Annotated in this window: 18 protein-coding genes; 6 read left to right on the top strand and 12 right to left on the bottom strand. The window is 66.2% G+C overall.

Features of this window, described 5'->3' with window-relative positions:
- The first annotated feature begins 61 nt into the window (after positions 1-61).
- Together QOL79_RS13070 and QOL79_RS13065 are read left to right on the top strand one after the other, a co-directional pair.
- Positions 62-883: a DUF2306 domain-containing protein gene (locus QOL79_RS13070; protein WP_283419875.1), complete on the top strand. Its 822-nt coding sequence runs from the start codon at positions 62-64 to the stop codon at positions 881-883.
- A gap of 135 nt (positions 884-1,018) precedes the next feature.
- The gene (locus QOL79_RS13065) at positions 1,019-2,554 is read left to right on the top strand and encodes a S1C family serine protease (protein ID WP_283419874.1); all 1,536 of its coding nucleotides are present in this window, start codon (positions 1,019-1,021) and stop codon (positions 2,552-2,554) included.
- Between the two features lie 43 nt (positions 2,555-2,597).
- Here QOL79_RS13065 and QOL79_RS13060 read toward each other — a convergent pair whose 3' ends face one another.
- Together QOL79_RS13060 and QOL79_RS13055 are read right to left on the bottom strand one after the other, a co-directional pair.
- Positions 2,598-3,971, bottom strand: a complete 1,374-nt coding sequence (locus QOL79_RS13060; protein ID WP_283419873.1) for a M20/M25/M40 family metallo-hydrolase — start codon at positions 3,969-3,971, stop codon at positions 2,598-2,600.
- Between the two features lie 87 nt (positions 3,972-4,058).
- Positions 4,059-5,381 (bottom strand): hemolysin family protein, encoded by a 1,323-nt coding sequence (locus QOL79_RS13055; RefSeq protein WP_283419872.1) that lies wholly within the window; start codon positions 5,379-5,381, stop codon positions 4,059-4,061.
- Positions 5,382-5,603: 222 nt separating this feature from the next.
- Between QOL79_RS13055 and QOL79_RS13050 the strand changes: the two genes are divergently transcribed.
- Positions 5,604-6,293: a YiaD family glycine zipper/OmpA-like lipoprotein gene (locus QOL79_RS13050; RefSeq protein WP_058456323.1), complete on the top strand. Its 690-nt coding sequence runs from the start codon at positions 5,604-5,606 to the stop codon at positions 6,291-6,293.
- Between the two features lie 56 nt (positions 6,294-6,349).
- Here QOL79_RS13050 and QOL79_RS13045 read toward each other — a convergent pair whose 3' ends face one another.
- From QOL79_RS13045 to QOL79_RS13020, 6 genes are read right to left on the bottom strand one after another with little or no spacing between them, the layout of a single operon-like run.
- Positions 6,350-6,979 carry a MarC family protein gene (locus QOL79_RS13045; RefSeq protein WP_058456324.1) on the bottom strand — a complete coding sequence of 210 codons (630 nt, stop codon included), beginning with the start codon at positions 6,977-6,979 and terminating at the stop codon, positions 6,350-6,352.
- Positions 6,976-7,641 carry a hypothetical protein gene (locus QOL79_RS13040; protein WP_058456325.1) on the bottom strand — a complete coding sequence of 222 codons (666 nt, stop codon included), beginning with the start codon at positions 7,639-7,641 and terminating at the stop codon, positions 6,976-6,978. Before QOL79_RS13040 ends, QOL79_RS13045 begins: the two co-directional genes overlap by 4 nt.
- Complete coding sequence (gene folD, locus QOL79_RS13035; RefSeq protein ID WP_282949396.1) at positions 7,641-8,537, bottom strand: bifunctional methylenetetrahydrofolate dehydrogenase/methenyltetrahydrofolate cyclohydrolase FolD; 897 nt, start codon at positions 8,535-8,537, stop codon at positions 7,641-7,643. The genes QOL79_RS13040 and folD overlap by 1 nt, the downstream gene beginning before the upstream one ends.
- Position 8,538: 1 nt before the next feature.
- Positions 8,539-8,847, bottom strand: a complete 309-nt coding sequence (locus QOL79_RS13030; protein WP_204992196.1) for a YggT family protein — start codon at positions 8,845-8,847, stop codon at positions 8,539-8,541.
- 36 nt (positions 8,848-8,883) lie between these two features.
- On the bottom strand, positions 8,884-9,792 hold the full coding sequence (argB, locus tag QOL79_RS13025; protein ID WP_058456328.1) for an acetylglutamate kinase: 909 nt from the start codon (positions 9,790-9,792) through the stop codon (positions 8,884-8,886).
- On the bottom strand, positions 9,789-10,436 hold the full coding sequence (locus QOL79_RS13020) for a queuosine precursor transporter (RefSeq protein ID WP_283419871.1): 648 nt from the start codon (positions 10,434-10,436) through the stop codon (positions 9,789-9,791). Before QOL79_RS13020 ends, argB begins: the two co-directional genes overlap by 4 nt.
- Positions 10,437-10,553: 117 nt before the next feature.
- On the opposite strand from QOL79_RS13020, the gene QOL79_RS13015 reads away from it, so the two are divergent.
- The 3 genes from QOL79_RS13015 to QOL79_RS13005 all read left to right on the top strand — a co-directional run bounded on the left by QOL79_RS13015 (position 10,554) and on the right by QOL79_RS13005 (position 12,912).
- Complete coding sequence (locus QOL79_RS13015) at positions 10,554-11,879, top strand: NupC/NupG family nucleoside CNT transporter (protein WP_283419870.1); 1,326 nt, start codon at positions 10,554-10,556, stop codon at positions 11,877-11,879.
- 93 nt (positions 11,880-11,972) lie between these two features.
- A complete protein-coding gene (locus QOL79_RS13010) occupies positions 11,973-12,587 on the top strand; it encodes a beta/gamma crystallin-related protein (RefSeq protein WP_283419869.1) in 615 nt (204 codons plus the stop codon).
- A gap of 13 nt (positions 12,588-12,600) precedes the next feature.
- Complete coding sequence (locus QOL79_RS13005; protein ID WP_283419868.1) at positions 12,601-12,912, top strand: MliC family protein; 312 nt, start codon at positions 12,601-12,603, stop codon at positions 12,910-12,912.
- Here the strand turns inward: QOL79_RS13005 and QOL79_RS13000 are convergent.
- From QOL79_RS13000 to egtD, 4 genes are all read right to left on the bottom strand, one after another.
- The gene (locus tag QOL79_RS13000) at positions 12,907-14,049 is read right to left on the bottom strand and encodes an epoxide hydrolase family protein (protein ID WP_283419867.1); all 1,143 of its coding nucleotides are present in this window, start codon (positions 14,047-14,049) and stop codon (positions 12,907-12,909) included. The genes QOL79_RS13005 and QOL79_RS13000 overlap by 6 nt on opposite strands.
- Before the next feature lie 41 nt (positions 14,050-14,090).
- Complete coding sequence (locus tag QOL79_RS12995) at positions 14,091-14,579, bottom strand: hypothetical protein (RefSeq protein WP_058456333.1); 489 nt, start codon at positions 14,577-14,579, stop codon at positions 14,091-14,093.
- A gap of 38 nt (positions 14,580-14,617) precedes the next feature.
- On the bottom strand, positions 14,618-15,484 hold the full coding sequence (locus tag QOL79_RS12990; protein WP_283419866.1) for a 3-hydroxyacyl-CoA dehydrogenase NAD-binding domain-containing protein: 867 nt from the start codon (positions 15,482-15,484) through the stop codon (positions 14,618-14,620).
- Between the two features lie 69 nt (positions 15,485-15,553).
- A complete protein-coding gene (gene egtD / locus QOL79_RS12985) occupies positions 15,554-16,540 on the bottom strand; it encodes an L-histidine N(alpha)-methyltransferase (RefSeq protein ID WP_283419865.1) in 987 nt (328 codons plus the stop codon).

Genomic DNA, 16,540 nt, shown 5'->3' with positions numbered 1-16,540 from the left:
TTATATCATTGACTCACTTCGGCAACAGCGCCATTCTCCCAACAATTTCGGGGAGTCTGCCATGGCGACAATCGACGCATCCCTCGCATCCGCCCCGCCCGGGCGCCGCGCCGACTGGCTGGGCCGCGCCGCGACCTTTTGCTATCTGTCGATCGCGGCGGGACAATTACTCTTCGCCGCTTTCATCCTGCTCTTCTATTACCCCTCGTCGCTGTCGGGCGATTTCGCGGCATGGAACGCCAAGCCGCTGATCAAGGGCTTCGTCGCGGGCGACGCGAGCGGCAATCTTTTCTTCGCGGCCCATGTGCTGATGGCGGCGGTGATCACCTTCGGCGGGCTGGTCCAACTCGTCCCGGCGATCCGGGGTCGCTGGCCGCAGGTCCATCGCTGGAACGGCCGCCTCTATCTGGCGAGCGCGCTCATGCTGTCGCTCGGCGGGCTGTGGCTGACATGGGGCCGCGGCACCTGGCTCAACCTGATCGGCGCGGCCGGCATCACGCTTGACGCGCTGCTCATCCTGGCATTTGCGGCGATGGCGTATCGCGCCGCCCGCGCACGCCGTTTTGCCGATCATCGCCGCTGGGCGCTGCGCCTGTTCGCGGTCGCTTCCGCCGTCTGGTTCATGCGGGTCGGCTATATGGCGTGGGGCGTCGCGACCGGCAGCGCGGGGATCGGCAAGTCGATGGACGGACCGTTCGACATCTTCCTTGCCTTCGCCAACTCGCTGCTGCCGCTGGTCGTGACCGAACTCTATCTCCGCGCCGGCGCACGCGGGACGCCAGCCGCCAGGAATGGCGTCGCCGCGCTGCTGGCAATCGGCGGCGTCGTCATCCTCGCGGGCAGCGCGGGCGCGTGGATGATGATGTGGAGCCCTTATCTGTAACTGGCTGACTATAAAGTCGTGCTCGCGCCATCCCGCTTTGACTCCTCGGGAGCCGGATTCCCGCCTTCGCGGGGACGCAGGACATTTCATGTCCAGCGGCTTGCCTTCGTGGCCTCAACGGCTAGGTTCGCCGCCATGACCCGCTTCCTCGCGCTCCTGCTCGCCCTCCTCACCGTCACCCTCCCCGCCCGCGCCGCCGACGATATCAGCGCCGTTTCGCGCAGCGTCGTGCGCGTCGTCACCGTGGCGATGGTCGATGGCGAGGTCGTCGGCTTCGGCCACGGCAGCGGCATCGCCATTTCGCCGACGCGCATCGTCACCAACGCGCACGTCGTCGAATCGGCGGCGCGCTACCCGGGCAATGTCGCCCTGGGTGTCGTCCCGTCGGAGGGGCAGAAAAGCTATGCCGCGAAACTGATCGCGATCGACACCGAGCGCGACCTCGCGCTGATCGAGATGACCGAGGGGCGCGTTCCCGCCGCCGCGGTCTATTCGGGGCCGATCGAATCGGGGGTCGACGTCGTCGCCCTGGGCTATCCGGGCAACGTCGATCTCGCGACCGCGCGCAGCGCCGCCGACTATATCACCCCGCGCACCCCGGTGCGCAGCGAGGGCAATGTCTCGAACCGCCAGCTCGTCGAGGGTGTCGATTCGCTCGTCCATACAGCAAAGATCTCGCGCGGCAATTCGGGCGGGCCGCTCGTCGACCAGTGCGGCCGCGTCGTCGGCATCAACGCCGCGATCACCCGCGCAGACGAAGGCGATTCGCCTTTCGCCTTCGCGATATCGACGCGCGAGCTCGCGCGCTTCCTCGCCGATGCGAACCAGCCCTACAGCTCGATCGGGACGCCCTGCCTGTCGATGGCCGAGGCCGATGCGCGCGACCGCGCCGCGCTCGACGCCGACGCACGCAAGGCGGCCGAAGCCAATGCCGCGAAGGAAGAGGCCGCGGCGCGCGACCGCCAGCTGAGGCAGGAGCGCGCCGATGAGGAAGCGCTTGCCGCGCGCGAGAACCGTATCGCGCTGGCCGGAGTGTTGTTCGTCATCGGCGCGCTGTCGGCCGGCGCGGGCCTGATGTTCCATGGCCAGGAGAACGCCCGCAACGCAAAGATCGCCGGCGCCGCCGGTGCGGCGCTGATCCTGGCCGCGGCGGTCGTCTTCATCACCCGCCCCGACGCCCATGCCGAGCCGCCCGCGGAGAAAGCGAAACCTGTATTCGCCGATGCGCCGACGGTCGCCGAGGGGCAGTTCCTCTGCACGATCCGCGCCGACCGCAGCCGCATCACCGTCTCATCGACCACCGACGTGCCGATGAAGGTCGCCGCGAACGGCTGTGTCAACGACCGCACCCAATATGCGCAGGGGGCCGACGGCCATTGGCAGCGCATCCTCGTCCCCAACGACGACGCGACCGTCACCGTCGCCTCGCTCGACCCGACGGGGAAGGAGTATCGCGTCGAACGCTATCTGCTCGACGCCGACACGATGACGCGGGCGCGCGAGATTCGCGCCGGGGTGACGCTCAAGAGCTGCACCGCCGACCCCGACGCACTCGCGGGCCTCGCGACCCAACAGGAGGCGATCCGCGCCGTCCTGCCCGCGAGCCCGAACGAGCGCCTCGTCTATCAGTGTCAGAAGGCAGCCGCGAGCGCGGCCGCGCCTGCCCCCTGATCGGGGAAACGACGGCCGGGGAGCGGGCGCGAGCGGCCGCGCGCTATTTCGACAGGTCGCGCAGCAGACTGTCCCAGTGCGCCAGCGCGGGGGCGATCGCGTCGACGGGCACGCGCTCGTTGAGGCCGTGCGCGTAGCTGTCGCTGGCTTTCGAGAAGAGCCCCGCGACGCCGTAGCTCGGCACGCCCTGGATGCGGAAATGATAGCTGTCGGTCGCGCCCGCGCTCATCGACGGGATGATCGGCAGGCCCGGCGCGCGGGCATGGACCGCCTTCGCCACCGCCGCCATCACGTCTGCGCGCAGCGGCGAGGCGTCGCTGGCGCTGGCGTCGGGATCGGGGTTCACCGTCACGCCGGGGTCGCCGATCACCTTCACCAGTTCGGCGCGCACCTCTTCGACCGGCACGCCCGGGAAGATGCGGCAATTGATGTTCGCGGTCGCGCGCTGGGGCAGCGCATTTTCGGCATGGCCGCCCTTGACGAGCGTCGGCACGCAAGTCGTGCCGATCTGGCCGACATATTCGGGGTCGGCGCGGATCGCGGCGATCGCCTTCGCATCCGACGGGTTCGCGGCAAAGGCTTTCAGCGCCGCGCCGATGTCGCCGCCGACCTGATCGGCGACGATCGGCATACCGACCTTGGTCAGCTCGTTCTGCTGCGGCGTAAAGCGATAGGCGCCGATCCTGGCGAGCGCCTCGGACAGCTCGGCGATCGCATTGACTGCGCCGGGGCGCGAGCTGTGGCCGCCGGGATTGGTGACTTCGAGGGTGAAGTCGGCATAGGTCTTCTCGCCCGCCTGCAGCCCGTAATATTTGGGCTTGCCGTCCTCGCCGATCAGCCCGCCGCCGCCGTCGCCGTTGAGCGCGAACTCGGCGTTCTTGTATTTGGCGGCGAGCGCGCGCGTCGTCGTCATCGAGGTTTCCTCGTCGCCCGACAGGAGCAGGATGATCGAGCGCTTGGGCTTGAAGCCGTCCTTCTTGAGCTGCGCCATCGTCGCGACCATCATCGAGACGTCGAACTTGTTATCCTCTGACCCGCGGCCGAAAATATAGCCATTTTCCTCGACCGGAACGAAGGGATCGCGCGTCCAGTCCTTCGGATCGGCCTCGACGACGTCCATATGGCCGAGCAGGACGATCGGCTTTTGCTTCGTCGTGCCCTGCAGGGTCGCGGCGAAGGTTGCGGTCTCGCCCATCGGGGTGATTTCGATGTCGGCGTCGGTGTAGCCCGCCGCCTTGAGCACGCTCGCGTAATAGGCCGCCAGCTCGGGAACCTTGCCGCGGCCCATCACCGTCGGGATCGCGATGCTGTCCTTCAGGATCTTTTTCGCCGCGTCGGTGTCGGCGGGCTTGGCGTGGACGGGCGCGGCGGCGAGCAGGGCGGCGGCGAGGGCGATGGGGGCGGTAAGGTTTCGCATGGAAACCCAACCTAGCCGGCCGGCGCCGCGGCGCAAGAGATAGAAATGGATCACCATCGCGTCGATGCCGATCCGCATCGCAGCAACCTATTCGCTCGTCTCGGCCTTCGGCTTGCGGAATTCACTGACCAGCAATTTGTCGATCTTGCGCCCGTCCATATCGACGATCTCGAACTTCCAGCCGCGATCGGTGAAGCATTCGCCTTCCTTGGGCAGATGTTTCAGGATCGCAAGCGCATGGCCCGCCGCGGTTGCATAGTCGCGGTCGTCGCCAAGCTCGATCCCAAGCCGCTCGGCCATCTGGTCGGCGGGCATCGATCCCGCGATCAGCAGGCTGCCATCCTCGCGCTCGACCACGAAGGGCTCGCTGCCGATATCCTGGTCGGACGCGAATTCGCCCGCGATTGCGGAGAGCAGATCGGCGGGGGTCACCAGCCCGTCGAAATGGCCATATTCGTCGTGGACGAGCAGCATCGGCACCTCGGCCGCGCGCAACCCCTCGAGTGCGTCCATCGCGTCGAGCTGGTCGTGGATGACCTTTACCGGCCGCATCAGCTGCTCGAGGTCGATCACGTCGCCGCGAAACAGCGCCGCCACTATATCGCGCGCCTGCACGACGCCGACGATGTCGTCGACCGACCCGCGTGCGACCGGCAATCGGCTGTGCGGGGTGTCGAGCAGCTTGTCGCGCACTCCGCGCGCGTCGAGCGACGTGTCGATCCAGTCGACGTCCTTGCGCGGGGTCATCACCTCGCGCACCGGCCGATCGGCGAGCCGCACGACGCCCGAGATGATCGCACGTTCGCTTTCCTCGATCAGGCCCGACTTCGACGCCTCGGCGACGATCAGGTGCAACTCCTCGGCGGTCACCCGGTCCTCGGATTCGCGGCTGAGCCCGAGCAGGCGAAAGACGAGCGCCGAGCTGTTGTCGAGCAGCCAGACGAGCGGCGCCGCGACGCGCGACAGCCAGACCATCGGTCCCGCCATCGCGATCGCGATGCGTTCGGGCGCGCGCAGCGCAAACTGCTTCGGGACCAGCTCGCCCGCAATCAACGAGAAATAGGTGGTGATGCCGATGACGACCGCGAACCCCGCAGCCTCGGCATGTTCGGCGTCGAGCCCGAACCAGGCGACGAGCCGGTCGGCGACCGGCTGCCCCAGACTCGCGCCCGAATAGGCGCCCGCCAGAATGCCGATCAAGGTGATGCCGACCTGCACGGTCGACAGGAAGCGGCCGGGGTCGGCGGCGAGTTGCCGCGCTATCTTCGCGCCGCGGCTCCCGCGCTTTTCTGCCGCCTGCAGCCGCGGGTCGCGCGACGAGACGATTGCGAGCTCGGACATGGCGAACAGGCCGTTGAGGAGGATCAGCACCGCGATGATCGCGACGTCGGACCAGGGGAAAGGAGTCATCGGGCGTGCGTGCGGCGCATCGGCGCCCGGCCCCTGTCGGCGTTGGTCATCGCGCACCTATAGGCGAAACAGGACGCGCAGCACAATGGCGCTCGCTGAACGGCCCGGTCAGGGGGCGTTCAGCGAGATTTTGGAACCAGTTGCCCCGGCCATATGTTATCGACACCGACGGCGGCGATCGCAGGGCCGACAGGCAGCCGCCGCAGACAAGGGAGCGACAAGATGAACAGCAAGACGATCAAGCTCACCGCCCTCGCCAGCATCGGCGCGCTCGCGCTGACCGGCTGTGTGACCGACCCCGAAACCGGCAAGCAGACGATCTCGAAGGCCGCGATCGGCGGCATCGGCGGCGCGCTCGGCGGCTATCTGCTCGGCGATCTCGTCGGCGGCCGCAACGATCGCACCGAGAAGATCCTCGGCGCGGGCATCGGCGCCGTCGCGGGCGCGGGGGTCGGCTATTATATGGACCAGCAGGAAAAGAAGCTGCGCGAACGGACCGCGGGCACCGGCATCGACGTCGAGCGCCAGGGCGACCAGCTCGTCCTCAACATGCCCGGCGACGTCACCTTCGACTATAACAGCGCGGTGGTGAAGCCGAACTTCCGCAGCGCGCTCGACAGCGTCGCCTCGACCCTCGGCGAGTATCCGAGCACCTTCATCGACGTCTACGGCCACACCGATTCGACCGGCAGCGACACCTATAACCAGGGCCTGTCCGAGCGCCGCGCCGCGTCGGTCGCCGACTATCTCGCCGGCCGCGGGGTCAATCGCGCGCGCATGGCGACGCTCGGCTATGGCGAATCGCAACTGAAGTGTGCACCCGAGCGCAGCGAGGCGGATTATCAGTGCAACCGCCGCGTCGAAATCCGCATCGCGCCGGTGACGCAGAACGACGTCAACGCCGCGCAGTAACAAGCTTCCATTCCCGTGGAAGGATCGGGGCGTCGCCGCAGGGCGGCGCCCCGTTCTTATCCTAGGCTGGGGAAGCTGGCCTTCAGGCCGTCGATCACGAACTGCGCCGCGAGCGCCGCAAGCAGCACGCCGAGCAGGCGGGTGATCACCGCCTCGCCCTTGTTGCCGATCAGCCGCATCAGCGGCCCCGCTGCGAGGAGCGCTCCCAGCGTGAGAAGCAACACCAGCAGCAGCGCCGCAAAAATCACCACTGCCCGGTCAAGCCCGTTGTTCTGAGCGACGAGCAGCATCACCGAGGCGATCGACCCCGGTCCCGCGAGCATCGGCATCGCCATCGGAAAGACCGAGACATCCTCGACCTCGGGCGTCGCCTTCACTTTCTCGGCGCGTTGTTCGCGGCGTTCGGTGCGCTTTTCGAACACCATATCGATCGCGATGATGAACAGCATGATCCCGCCCGCGATGCGGAAACTGTCGAGGTCGATGTGGAGGAAACTGAGCAGCGCCTCGCCGAACATCGCGAAAAAGACGAGGATGAACCCCGCGATGACCGTCGCGCGAATCGCCATCGAGCGACGCTGCTGCGCGCTCGCGCCGGTCGTCAGGCTGGCGTAGATCGGGGCGCAGCCCGGCGGATCGATGACGACGAACAAGGTCACGAACGCCGAGATGAAAAGGTCCATCATTTCGGCGGCGCGGCCACTTTATCGTCGATCACCGTCGCCATCGTCTTGCCGTCCCAGAGGCGGATGACGAGGCGGCGCGACTGGTCGGGGTGAACGGTCGAGGTCCAGCTGAGCGTCTGGTCAGGCGACAGGCCGACCGCCATGTCGTCGCCCTCGTCGCCGGCCTCGATCGGCACCGCGGGACGCGAGCCGCATTTCGCCTGTTTCGTTTCGATGAAATCGGGCGCGGCACGCGGCGCCGTCAGCGCGTCGCCATGATCGAGCACCCAGTTGATCTTGCCGCTGATCGGGTCGCGCAGCCAGACGGTGGTGAAATAGCCGTTGCCGCCCCCCTTTTGCCAGGCGCCGGTGGTTGCGCCGGCGTTTCCGTCGCAGCTCACATAGACGGCGTGCGGCTGCCACTTCACCGCTTCGGCGGGGTTCGCCTGCGCCTTCAGCCAGTCGCGCGCTTTCACCCGTTGCGGCACGAACATCACCGCATCGGGCGCCGAGGTCTCGCGGAACGCCGTCCACTGGCCTTTCTCCTGCGCCAGCCGCGCGAAGGCGATTTCGGCGGCGACATAAGCACTCGGGTTCGCGGCGAGCGGCCGCTTGCGCGGATCGGGCCCCTGCGCGCAGCCGGCAACCAGCGAAAGCGTGACGGCAGCAAGCACAAGGCGCATCAGAAACCCTCCGGGTCGGCGAGCCCGGCGCGGCGATGCGCCGCGACAAGCGTGTTGCGAAGCAGGCAGGCAATCGTCATCGGCCCGACGCCGCCGGGGACCGGGGTGATCGCCGAGGCGACCGCAGCCACATCGGCATAATCGACGTCGCCGACGAGCCGCCCTTTTGGCGCGCCGTCGGCGGGCGGCAGGCGGTTGATCCCGACGTCGATGACGACCGCGCCGGGCTTGATCCAGTCACCCTTGACCATCTCCGCCCTGCCCACCGCCGCGACGACGATATCGGCGCGGCGGACAAGGTCGGGCAGGTCGCGAGTGCGGCTGTGCGCCATGGTGACGGTCGCGTTGGCGCCGAGCAGCAGCGCCGCCATCGGCTTGCCGACGAGGATCGAGCGACCGATCACGACCGCGTCCTTGCCCGACAGGTCGCCAAGCCGGTCCTGTAGCAGCAACAGGCAGCCATAGGGCGTGCAGGGTACCATGCCGGGGATACCGAGCGCGAGCCGCCCGGCGCTGACCGGCGTCAGCCCGTCGACATCCTTGTCGGGGTCGATCGTCGCCACCGCGCGCTGTTCGTCGAGATGGCCCGGCAGCGGGAGCTGGAGGAGAATGCCGTCGACGGCTTCGTCGGTATTAAGCGCCGCAAGCAGCGCCTCGACCTCGTCCTGCGTTGCCGTTGCCGGCAGGCGATGCTCGAAGCTTTCCATGCCGGCGGCGAGGGTCGCCTTGCCCTTGGACCCGACATAGACCGCGCTCGCCGGATCGTCGCCGACTAGGACGACCGCGAGCCCCGGCACGCGGCCGGTCGCGGCCTTGAACGCGGGTACGGCCGCCGCAATGCGGTCGCGCAGCCCGGCGGCGAATGCCTTGCCGTCAATGACCTGCGCATCGGTCACCTCAGATCGCCCCCGAGTTGACGCCGAGCGTGTAGAGATATCTGATCACCGGCCCCTGGAGGATGATGAGAAGGATCAGCACCACCATCGGCGTCAGGTCGAGCCCGCCGAAATCGGGCATGATCCGCCGGAACGGCCGGTAAAGCGGCTCGGTGATCCGGTCGAGCACATGCCAGAGCTGGCCAACGAAATCGTTGTGCGTGTTGATGACGTTGAAGGCGATCAGCCACGACATCACCGCCTGCACGATGATGATCCACCACAGGATGTTGAGGAGGATCGACAGGATTTGAAGGAACATCAGGTACATGAATATCTCCGGCGGGGCGCGTCGGCTTGCCGCACCCTAGCGATGAATGAGCGTGCCCGCACCCCGTGCGGTGAAAATTTCGAGCAGCATCGCGTGCGGGATGCGCCCGTCGAGGATGACCGCGGCCTCGACTCCGGCGTCGACCGCGGCAACGCAAGTTTCGACCTTCGGGATCATGCCGCCGGTGATCGTCTCATCGGCCTTCAGCGCATCGATCGCTTCGCGATCGAGATCGGTCAGCAGCGAACCCGATTTGTCGAGCACGCCGGCAACGTCGGTGAGCAGGAAGAAGCGCTTGGCGCCGAGCGCCCCGGCGATCGCCCCCGCCATCGTGTCGGCGTTGATATTGTATGTCGCTCCGTCGGCGCCAAGCGCCACCGGCGCCACCACGGGAATGAAATTGTCGCTCGCGAGATTGGTCAGGATCGTCGGGTCGACCGCGACCGGTTCGCCGACGAAGCCCAGGTCGACGTGGCGCTCGATCCCCGAATTCGGGTCGGGCTCGGTGCGGCTGATCTTTTCGGCGAGCACCAGATTGGCATCCTTGCCCGAAATGCCGACCGCCCGCCCTCCGAGCCCGGCGATCCAGCCGACGATTTCCTTATTGATCTTGCCCGCCAGCACCATCTCGGCGACCTCGGCGGTCGCGGCGTCGGTGACGCGCAGCCCGCCGACGAAGGTCGATTCGATCCCGAGCTGTTTCAGCATCCGGCCGATCTGCGGCCCGCCGCCGTGCACGACGACGGGGTTGATGCCGACCGCTTTCAGGAGGACGACATCCTCGGCGAAGTCGCGCTGCGCCTCGGGATCGCCCATCGCGTGGCCGCCATATTTGATCACAAAGGTCTGGCCGGCATAGCGCTGAAGATAGGGCAGCGCCTCGACGAGCGTCTCGGCCTTTGCGAGCAGGTCGGGCATTTTCGAAGGGTCGGTCACGGGCGTCATCCAGCGTTGTTCGCGTCGAGTTTGCGGCCGATGGCGACCACCGCCATCACGAGCAGCGGGACCATGACCGCCGACAGCACGACCTTTGCCAGCATCTGGCCAAGCATCAGGTTCAGGATCGGGCGCTCACCGTAAAAGCTGATGGTAATGAAGATCAGCGTGTCGACAATCTGGCTCAGAGCCGCCGCGACAAAACCGCGGACCGGAAGCAGGCGACCGTTATTGGCCGTCATGCGCGAGAAGAGCCAGACGTTGAGACTGACCGATACGCCATAGGCGAAGATGCCAGCCACCATCATGCGCCAGCTCTGTCCGATAATGATCGGGAAGGCAGCCTTCGCGGGCTCGAACATCTCTTCGTCCGTCGGGAGTTGCAGGACGAAAACAGCCAGGATGATCGCGACGATCAGCGGAATAAAACCGAACCTTACCAGCCGGTCGGCGATGTCGCGCCCGTGCAGTTCGGCGATGCCACTCGAAATCGCGATCAGGGTCAGAAAAGGAAAAATTCCCGCCTCGACCGCGAGCGGGCCGAGCGCGACCTGCTTCGCGCCCAGAAAGCCGCCGAGCGGGACCATGCCGCCATAAAGGATTGCGAACAGCAGCAACGAAGGCGCGATCACGCGCGTGGGGCTAGTTTCCATCGGCGCCGCTTAATCGCTTTTACGGCGCGTGGAAAGATGGCGCATCAGCGCAGGCTTGCCCCGCGCCCAAAGCCCGTTAGACACGGGCAACAAACTTGCGGGGGACGCACGCTTATTATGGAACGCCTGATCGGTCTGCTCGGCATTGTCGCATTGCTCGCGATAGCCCTGCTTTTTTCTTCAAACAGGCGCTGGATTCGTCCGCGCGTCGTAATCCCTGCGTTTCTTTTGCAAGCCGGTTTCGCTTTGCTGGTGCTCGGCACCCCATGGGGCCGATCGATCATCGGCGGCATGTCGGCCGGCGTGTCGAACCTGCTTGGCTATGCAAAGGCAGGCACCGACTTCATCTTCGGCCCGCTCGCAAGCCCCGAAATGGGCGGGCACAGCTTCGCGATCGCCGCGCTCCCCGTCATCATCTTCTTCGCCTCGATGATCTCGATCCTCTATTATCTCGGCATCATGCAACTGGTGATCAAATGGGTCGGCGGTGCGATCCAGAAGATCACAGGGATCACCAAGGTCGAAAGCCTCGGCGCAGCGGCGAATATTTTCGTCGGGCAGAGCGAAAGTCCGCTCGTCATCCGCCCCTATCTCGCCGCACTGACGCCGTCGCAGCTCTTCACGGTGATGACGGTCGGCATGGCGGGCGTCGCGGGGACGATCCTCGGCGCTTATGCCAGCATGATCGGCGAGCAATTGCTGCCCTATCTGCTCGCCGCGAGCTTCATGTCGGCGCCGGGTGGCATATTGATGGCGAAGATCATGATGCCCGACGACCCCAAGGATCTCGGCATCGAACCGGTGATCATGCCCGAGGCGAGCCATGACGAGGAAAAGCCCGCGAACATCATCATGGCGGCGGCCCAAGGCGCGCAAACCGGCGTGAAGCTCGCGGTCGCGGTCGGCGCGATGGTGCTCGCCTTCGTCGCGCTCGTCGCGCTCGCCAACGGACTGCTCGCCGGGATCGGCGGCTGGTTCGGCTATCCCGATCTCTCGTTCCAGGCGGTGATCGGAACGATCTTCCGCCCGGTGATGTGGTTGATGGGCGTACCGTGGGACGAAAGCGCCGCCGTCGGCGGACTGTTCGGCACGAAGATCGTACTCAACGAATTTGTCGCTTTCATCGACCTCGGCAAGGTGCAGGGCGCCATGTCGCCCGCGTCGATCGCGATCGCGACCTTTGCGCTGTGCGGCTTCGCCAACTTCAGCTCGATTGCGATCCAGATGGCGGTCACCGGCGGCCTCGCTCCGAACCAGCGCCCGATGATCGCGAAACTCGGCCTGAAAGCCCTGCTCGCGGGCAGCCTGTCGAACCTGATGTCGGCGGCGCTCGCCGGGCTGATGCTCGGCATCGCGCCGCCGGCCGCACCCCCTCCCGCAAAGACCGTCGCGGCGCCCGCCGCGCCCGCCACAACGACCGCACCGGCGTCCGTCGATCCCTGACGACAGGGAGAATTTGCAAGCCGCTCCAGCTTGGCTTAAGCTTCCGGAATATAACGAATCCCGGGTCGCGTTTCGCTGAAATGGGAGGCTATCATGAAAAGCGCATATCGTTTGTCGATCGTTGCCGCTGTGGTCGCGGTTTCGGGGGCGGGACTTTTCGCAACTTCGAGCGCCCAGACGCCCGAAGACAAGATGCTGCGCCCGCCCGAAGCGACCATCTATCGCGACGCGGCTTATAAGGGGCCGGCGGTCTTCATCGGCGAGGAGAAGTCCAATCTCGGCCTCGCCTGGCCGGTCAATTCGATCCGGGTCGCGAGCGGCCGCTGGGAATTGTGCGAAAGGACACGCTTCCGCGGCCAGTGCCGCACCGTCGACCGCGACACCCCGATGATGGGCAATATCCTGCGCGGCATCACCGTCCAGTCGATCCGGCCCGTCGGTTCGGGCGGGGGCGGCTGGAACCCCAACCCGCCCGCCAACGACCAGGTCGCGCGCGGCAATTTCGCCGAATTTCACACCCAGCCTTCGCAAGGCAATTACCGTGTTCTCGCCTGCACACGAGGGTCGGCGACGGCCAATTGCGCGGCGCAGACCGCCGACACCTGGTGCCGCTCGATCGGCTGGAACGGGTCGGCGCGCGAACATATGGAGACGGTCGCGGGGCGGATCTATCTCGCCGACGTGCTGTGCGTACGCTCGGGCTATTAGGGGGAGAGACATCATGAATAAGACGGTGGCAATCCTCGCCGCAGCGCTTGCGCTTGCCGGCTGCTCGTCGGTCCCGCGCAATACGGGCACCAGCTATGAGTGCAGCGGCGGTACGAAACTCAAGGTCGACTATGTCAGCAACGGTGCGATCGTGCGCGTCAACGGGATGCGGACGATGGTCCTGAAGGCGACGCCCGCCAACGCGGGTCAGATCTACGAGAACAAGTCGGGCGCCCGCCTCGCCCGCAATGGCAATGACGTGATGTGGAACACGGCCGCACGCACCGCAGCCGAAAGCTGCCGCGTCGTTTATACCCCGCTATAGGGTCATTTCGGCGAGGGCCGCGCGCACTTCGCCGACGAACAGGTCGGGCTGCTCCCACGCGGCGAAATGGCCGCCGCGGGGCAGGTCGTTCCAGTAGACGATATTCTTGTATCGCCCCTCGGCCCAGCGGCGCGACAGGCGCATGATCTCGTTCGGAAAGAGGCTGCATCCTGTCGGCACATGAATTTCGCCGAAGCCGAATTGCGCGAAGCTGTGCCAATAAAGCCGCGCCGACGAGGCCGCGCTATTGGTCAGCCAGTAGAGGCTGACGGTGTCGAGCATCGCATCCTTCGACAGCGCCTTTTCGGGATGGCCGCCGATCGACTGTCCGCCCGGCTCATGACCGCAATCGGTCCATCCGTGAAATTTCTCGACGATCCAGCACATCTGTCCCACCGGAGAATCGGCAAGGGCGTAACTCACGGTCTGGGGCCGCGTCGCCTGCTGGGTCGAATAGCCGTTATCCTTGGCGCGATACCAGCCGAAGCGGGCGAGATAGGCCTTCTCGTCGTCGGTGAGGTCGGACATCGTCGCCGGGTCGGGCTGGCCGACGATCATGTTGACGTGGATGCCCGCGCAATGGTTCGCGTGATTGCCGCCGATCGCGCAGGTCACGGCGCTGCCCCAGTCGCCCCCCTGCGCAAAATAGCGGTCGTAGCCGAGCGCGACCATCAATGCGTCCCATGCCGCCGCAATATGCTCGACGCTCCATTTGGCCTCCGCCGGCTTGCCCGAAAAGCCGTAGCCGGGGAGCGACGGGATCACGAGATGATAGTCGGCCGACAGCGGTTCGATGACATCGAGGAATTCGAGCACCGAGCCCGGCCAGCCGTGCGTCAGGACGAGCGGCCGCGCCGCGGGATTCGGCGAGCGGATGTGGAGGAAATGGATGTCGAGGCCATCGATCTGCGCGAGGAAGTTGGGATAGCTATTGAGCCGCGCCTCTACCTCTCGCCAGTCGTAACGGTCCTGCCAATAGGCCGCGAGTTCCTGCGCATAGGCGAGCGGAACGCCCTGGTCCCAATCGTCGACGGTCTCCTTATCGGGCCAGCGCGTCCGCGCCAGCCGATCGCGCAGATCGTCGAGCGCCGCCTGCGGCACATCGACGGTGAAGGCCCGGATATCGGCGACGTCCATCCAAATCCCCTCGCTCGCTGCTCCCTATGTCGGGGCATGTATCAGGGCCGCGCGGGCGCTTTGCAACCGCGTTGCAGGCCGACCCCTTTCAGAAAACCACGCCGTACCGTTCCGGCATAGACCGCCGCGGCATAGCGCCGCCGTTCGGCGTTGGCCCCGGTGACTTCACCGATTAGCCCGCGGAAGGGAATGACCGATCCGGCCAGACTGCCCGCGACGCGCCCCGCGGTTTCTTCGCGCTTTTTTTCGCGGTCCTTGTCGACCATTTCGTTGACGTCGGGGCCGAGCACCTCGTTGAGTTCGGTCACCTCGCGAATGATCGCCGAACATTTGCCCAGCCCGGCCAGCGAATAGGGGTCGCCTTGGATCGCCAGCAGTTTCGGGGGCGCTTCCTTGCCGTCGAACGGTTCGGTCACCTGGTTGGCGGTGTCCTTGATGGTGGAATCTTCGGGCGCGCCCTGCTGGGCGTATGCGGTCGCCGAAACGGCCAGCGCGGCGGTCGATAAAACTGCGAAAGTCCCTTTGTGCATCTGACGCCTCCTTCGCTGCTCCCGTGCAGCCTGCCAAGCTAACGCGTCGGAACCGGTTCGGCTCCCGTCCAGTCGTAGAAGCCGCGCCCCGCCTTCTTGCCGACCCATCCCGCCTCGACATATTGGACGAGCAGCGGCGCGGGGCGGAATTTCGGATCGCCGGTGCCGCTCTGCAGCACGCGGATGATTTCGAGGCAGGTGTCGAGCCCGATGAAGTCGGCGAGCGTGATCGGACCCATCGGATGGTTGAGGCCGAGGCGGCAACCGGTGTCGATATCCTGCATCGTCGCGACCCCCTCGCCGAGCGCAAAGATCGCCTCGTTGATCAGCGGCATCAGGACACGGTTGACGATAAAGCCCGGCGCGTCGTTGGCATGGACGATTTCCTTGCCGAGCCCGCGGCCATAGGCCTCGACCTTGGCGAGCGTATCGTCGCTCGTCGCGAGGCCGCGGATCAGTTCGATCAGGCCCATGACGGGCACAGGGTTGAAGAAATGGACGCCGATGAAGCGCGCGGGATCGGGCGCGGCCTGCGCAAGGCGGGTGATCGGGATCGAGCTGGTGTTCGACGCCAGGATCGCGGTCGCCGAAAGATGCTGGCCGACGCTGGCGAAGATCGCGCGCTTGATCTCCTCGCGCTCGGTCGCGGCTTCGACGATAAGGTCGGCAGGTGCGAAGGCGGCATGATCGGCGACGGGGGTGATCCGGCCGAGCAAGGCGTCGGCGTCGGCTTGCGTCGTCTTTTCCTTGGCAACGAGGCGCCCGAGCGATTTCGCGATTCCTGCCTTGCCGGCCTCGGCGCGCGCGATGTCGATGTCGGAAAGGAGCACATCATGGCCCGCGCCCGCCGAAACCTGCGCGATGCCCGCGCCCATCTGCCCTGCCCCGATCACGCCTACGATCATTGCCTGCCCTTTCGCTGAAATCCTGCCCGTGCCCCTACGGCTTCGAGCATAGGCGTCAAGAGCGGAGCATCACGGAGCCGAGCGAAACTCGGTCGCTTCGGCGAGGATCAGTGCGAAGGCGGGGTCGGCGTCGTCCCAGGTCGCGACCGGGGTCCAGCCGCCGGCCCGGAGCAGCAGGTTCGCGTCGCGCGGGCCGTACTTGTGGCTGTTCTCGCTGTGGATCGTCTCGCCCTTCGCCATCGCATAGCTGCGGCCGTCGACGGTGAATTCCATCTCGCACGCCGCAACGAGATGCATTTCGATGCGCGCATGGACATCGTTCCAGATCGCGCGATGGCTGAAATTCTCGACCGGGATCGTCCCGCCGAGTTCGCGATTGATGCGTTCGAGGAGGTTGAGATTGAACGCCGCGGTGACCCCAGCCGGGTCGTCATAGGCACGTTCGAGGACGGCGATATCCTTGATCCGGTCGACCCCGATCAGCATCAGCGAGCCGTCGCCGAGTGCAACGCGCCAGTTGCGAAGGAGGTCGATTGCCGTGCGCGCGACCATGTTGCCGATCGTCGAGCCCGGAAAGAAGCCGAGCTTGGGCAGCGGGCAGATTTCGCGCGGCAGGTCGACGCGCTGGGTGAAATCGGCCTCGACCGGATAGATGGCGAGCGCCGGAAAGCGGTCCGCGAGCGCCTCGGCGCTGTCGCGGAGGAAAGCGCCCGAAATATCGACGGGGACATAGGCGGCGGGATCGATCGCCTCGAGCAGCAACGGCGTCTTGGTCGAGCTGCCCGAGCCCAATTCGACGACCGCGCGGCGCGGACCGATCGCCGCCGCCATTTCGGCGGCGTGACGGGTCAAGAGATCGGTTTCGCTGCGGGTCGGATAATATTCGGGGAGCGCGGTGATATCCTCGAACAGCGCCGATCCCGTCGCGTCGTAGAACCAGCGCGCGGGGATCGCTTTTTGCCGCTGCGACAAGCCCGCGTGGACGTCGGCGCGAAACGCGATGTCGACGCCCGTTGCATCGGCATCGACCTGTCGGAGTTGGCGGACAACGCCCAT

The organism is Sphingopyxis sp. Geo48 (assembly GCF_949769155.1).
Taxonomy (GTDB): domain Bacteria; phylum Pseudomonadota; class Alphaproteobacteria; order Sphingomonadales; family Sphingomonadaceae; genus Sphingopyxis.
Note: the sequence above shows the minus strand (reverse complement) of the source record. Positions and strands in the feature narration are given on the sequence as shown.

Bases quoted from the DNA above. Each gene is read 5' to 3' on its own strand.
- QOL79_RS13070 (WP_283419875.1), top strand. From the start codon at position 62: ATGGCGACAATCGACGCATCCCTCGCATCCGCCCCGCCCGGGCGCCGC.
- QOL79_RS13065 (WP_283419874.1), top strand. From the start codon at position 1,019: ATGACCCGCTTCCTCGCGCTCCTGCTCGCCCTCCTCACCGTCACCCTC.
- QOL79_RS13060 (WP_283419873.1), bottom strand. From the start codon at position 3,971: ATGCGAAACCTTACCGCCCCCATCGCCCTCGCCGCCGCCCTGCTCGCC.
- QOL79_RS13055 (WP_283419872.1), bottom strand. From the start codon at position 5,381: ATGACTCCTTTCCCCTGGTCCGACGTCGCGATCATCGCGGTGCTGATC.
- QOL79_RS13050 (WP_058456323.1), top strand. From the start codon at position 5,604: ATGAACAGCAAGACGATCAAGCTCACCGCCCTCGCCAGCATCGGCGCG.
- QOL79_RS13045 (WP_058456324.1), bottom strand. From the start codon at position 6,979: ATGATGGACCTTTTCATCTCGGCGTTCGTGACCTTGTTCGTCGTCATC.
- QOL79_RS13040 (WP_058456325.1), bottom strand. From the start codon at position 7,641: ATGCGCCTTGTGCTTGCTGCCGTCACGCTTTCGCTGGTTGCCGGCTGC.
- QOL79_RS13030 (WP_204992196.1), bottom strand. From the start codon at position 8,847: ATGTACCTGATGTTCCTTCAAATCCTGTCGATCCTCCTCAACATCCTG.
- argB (WP_058456328.1), bottom strand. From the start codon at position 9,792: ATGACGCCCGTGACCGACCCTTCGAAAATGCCCGACCTGCTCGCAAAG.
- QOL79_RS13020 (WP_283419871.1), bottom strand. From the start codon at position 10,436: ATGGAAACTAGCCCCACGCGCGTGATCGCGCCTTCGTTGCTGCTGTTC.
- QOL79_RS13015 (WP_283419870.1), top strand. From the start codon at position 10,554: ATGGAACGCCTGATCGGTCTGCTCGGCATTGTCGCATTGCTCGCGATA.
- QOL79_RS13010 (WP_283419869.1), top strand. From the start codon at position 11,973: ATGAAAAGCGCATATCGTTTGTCGATCGTTGCCGCTGTGGTCGCGGTT.
- QOL79_RS13005 (WP_283419868.1), top strand. From the start codon at position 12,601: ATGAATAAGACGGTGGCAATCCTCGCCGCAGCGCTTGCGCTTGCCGGC.
- QOL79_RS13000 (WP_283419867.1), bottom strand. From the start codon at position 14,049: ATGGACGTCGCCGATATCCGGGCCTTCACCGTCGATGTGCCGCAGGCG.
- QOL79_RS12995 (WP_058456333.1), bottom strand. From the start codon at position 14,579: ATGCACAAAGGGACTTTCGCAGTTTTATCGACCGCCGCGCTGGCCGTT.
- QOL79_RS12990 (WP_283419866.1), bottom strand. From the start codon at position 15,484: ATGATCGTAGGCGTGATCGGGGCAGGGCAGATGGGCGCGGGCATCGCG.
- egtD (WP_283419865.1), bottom strand. From the start codon at position 16,540: ATGGGCGTTGTCCGCCAACTCCGACAGGTCGATGCCGATGCAACGGGC.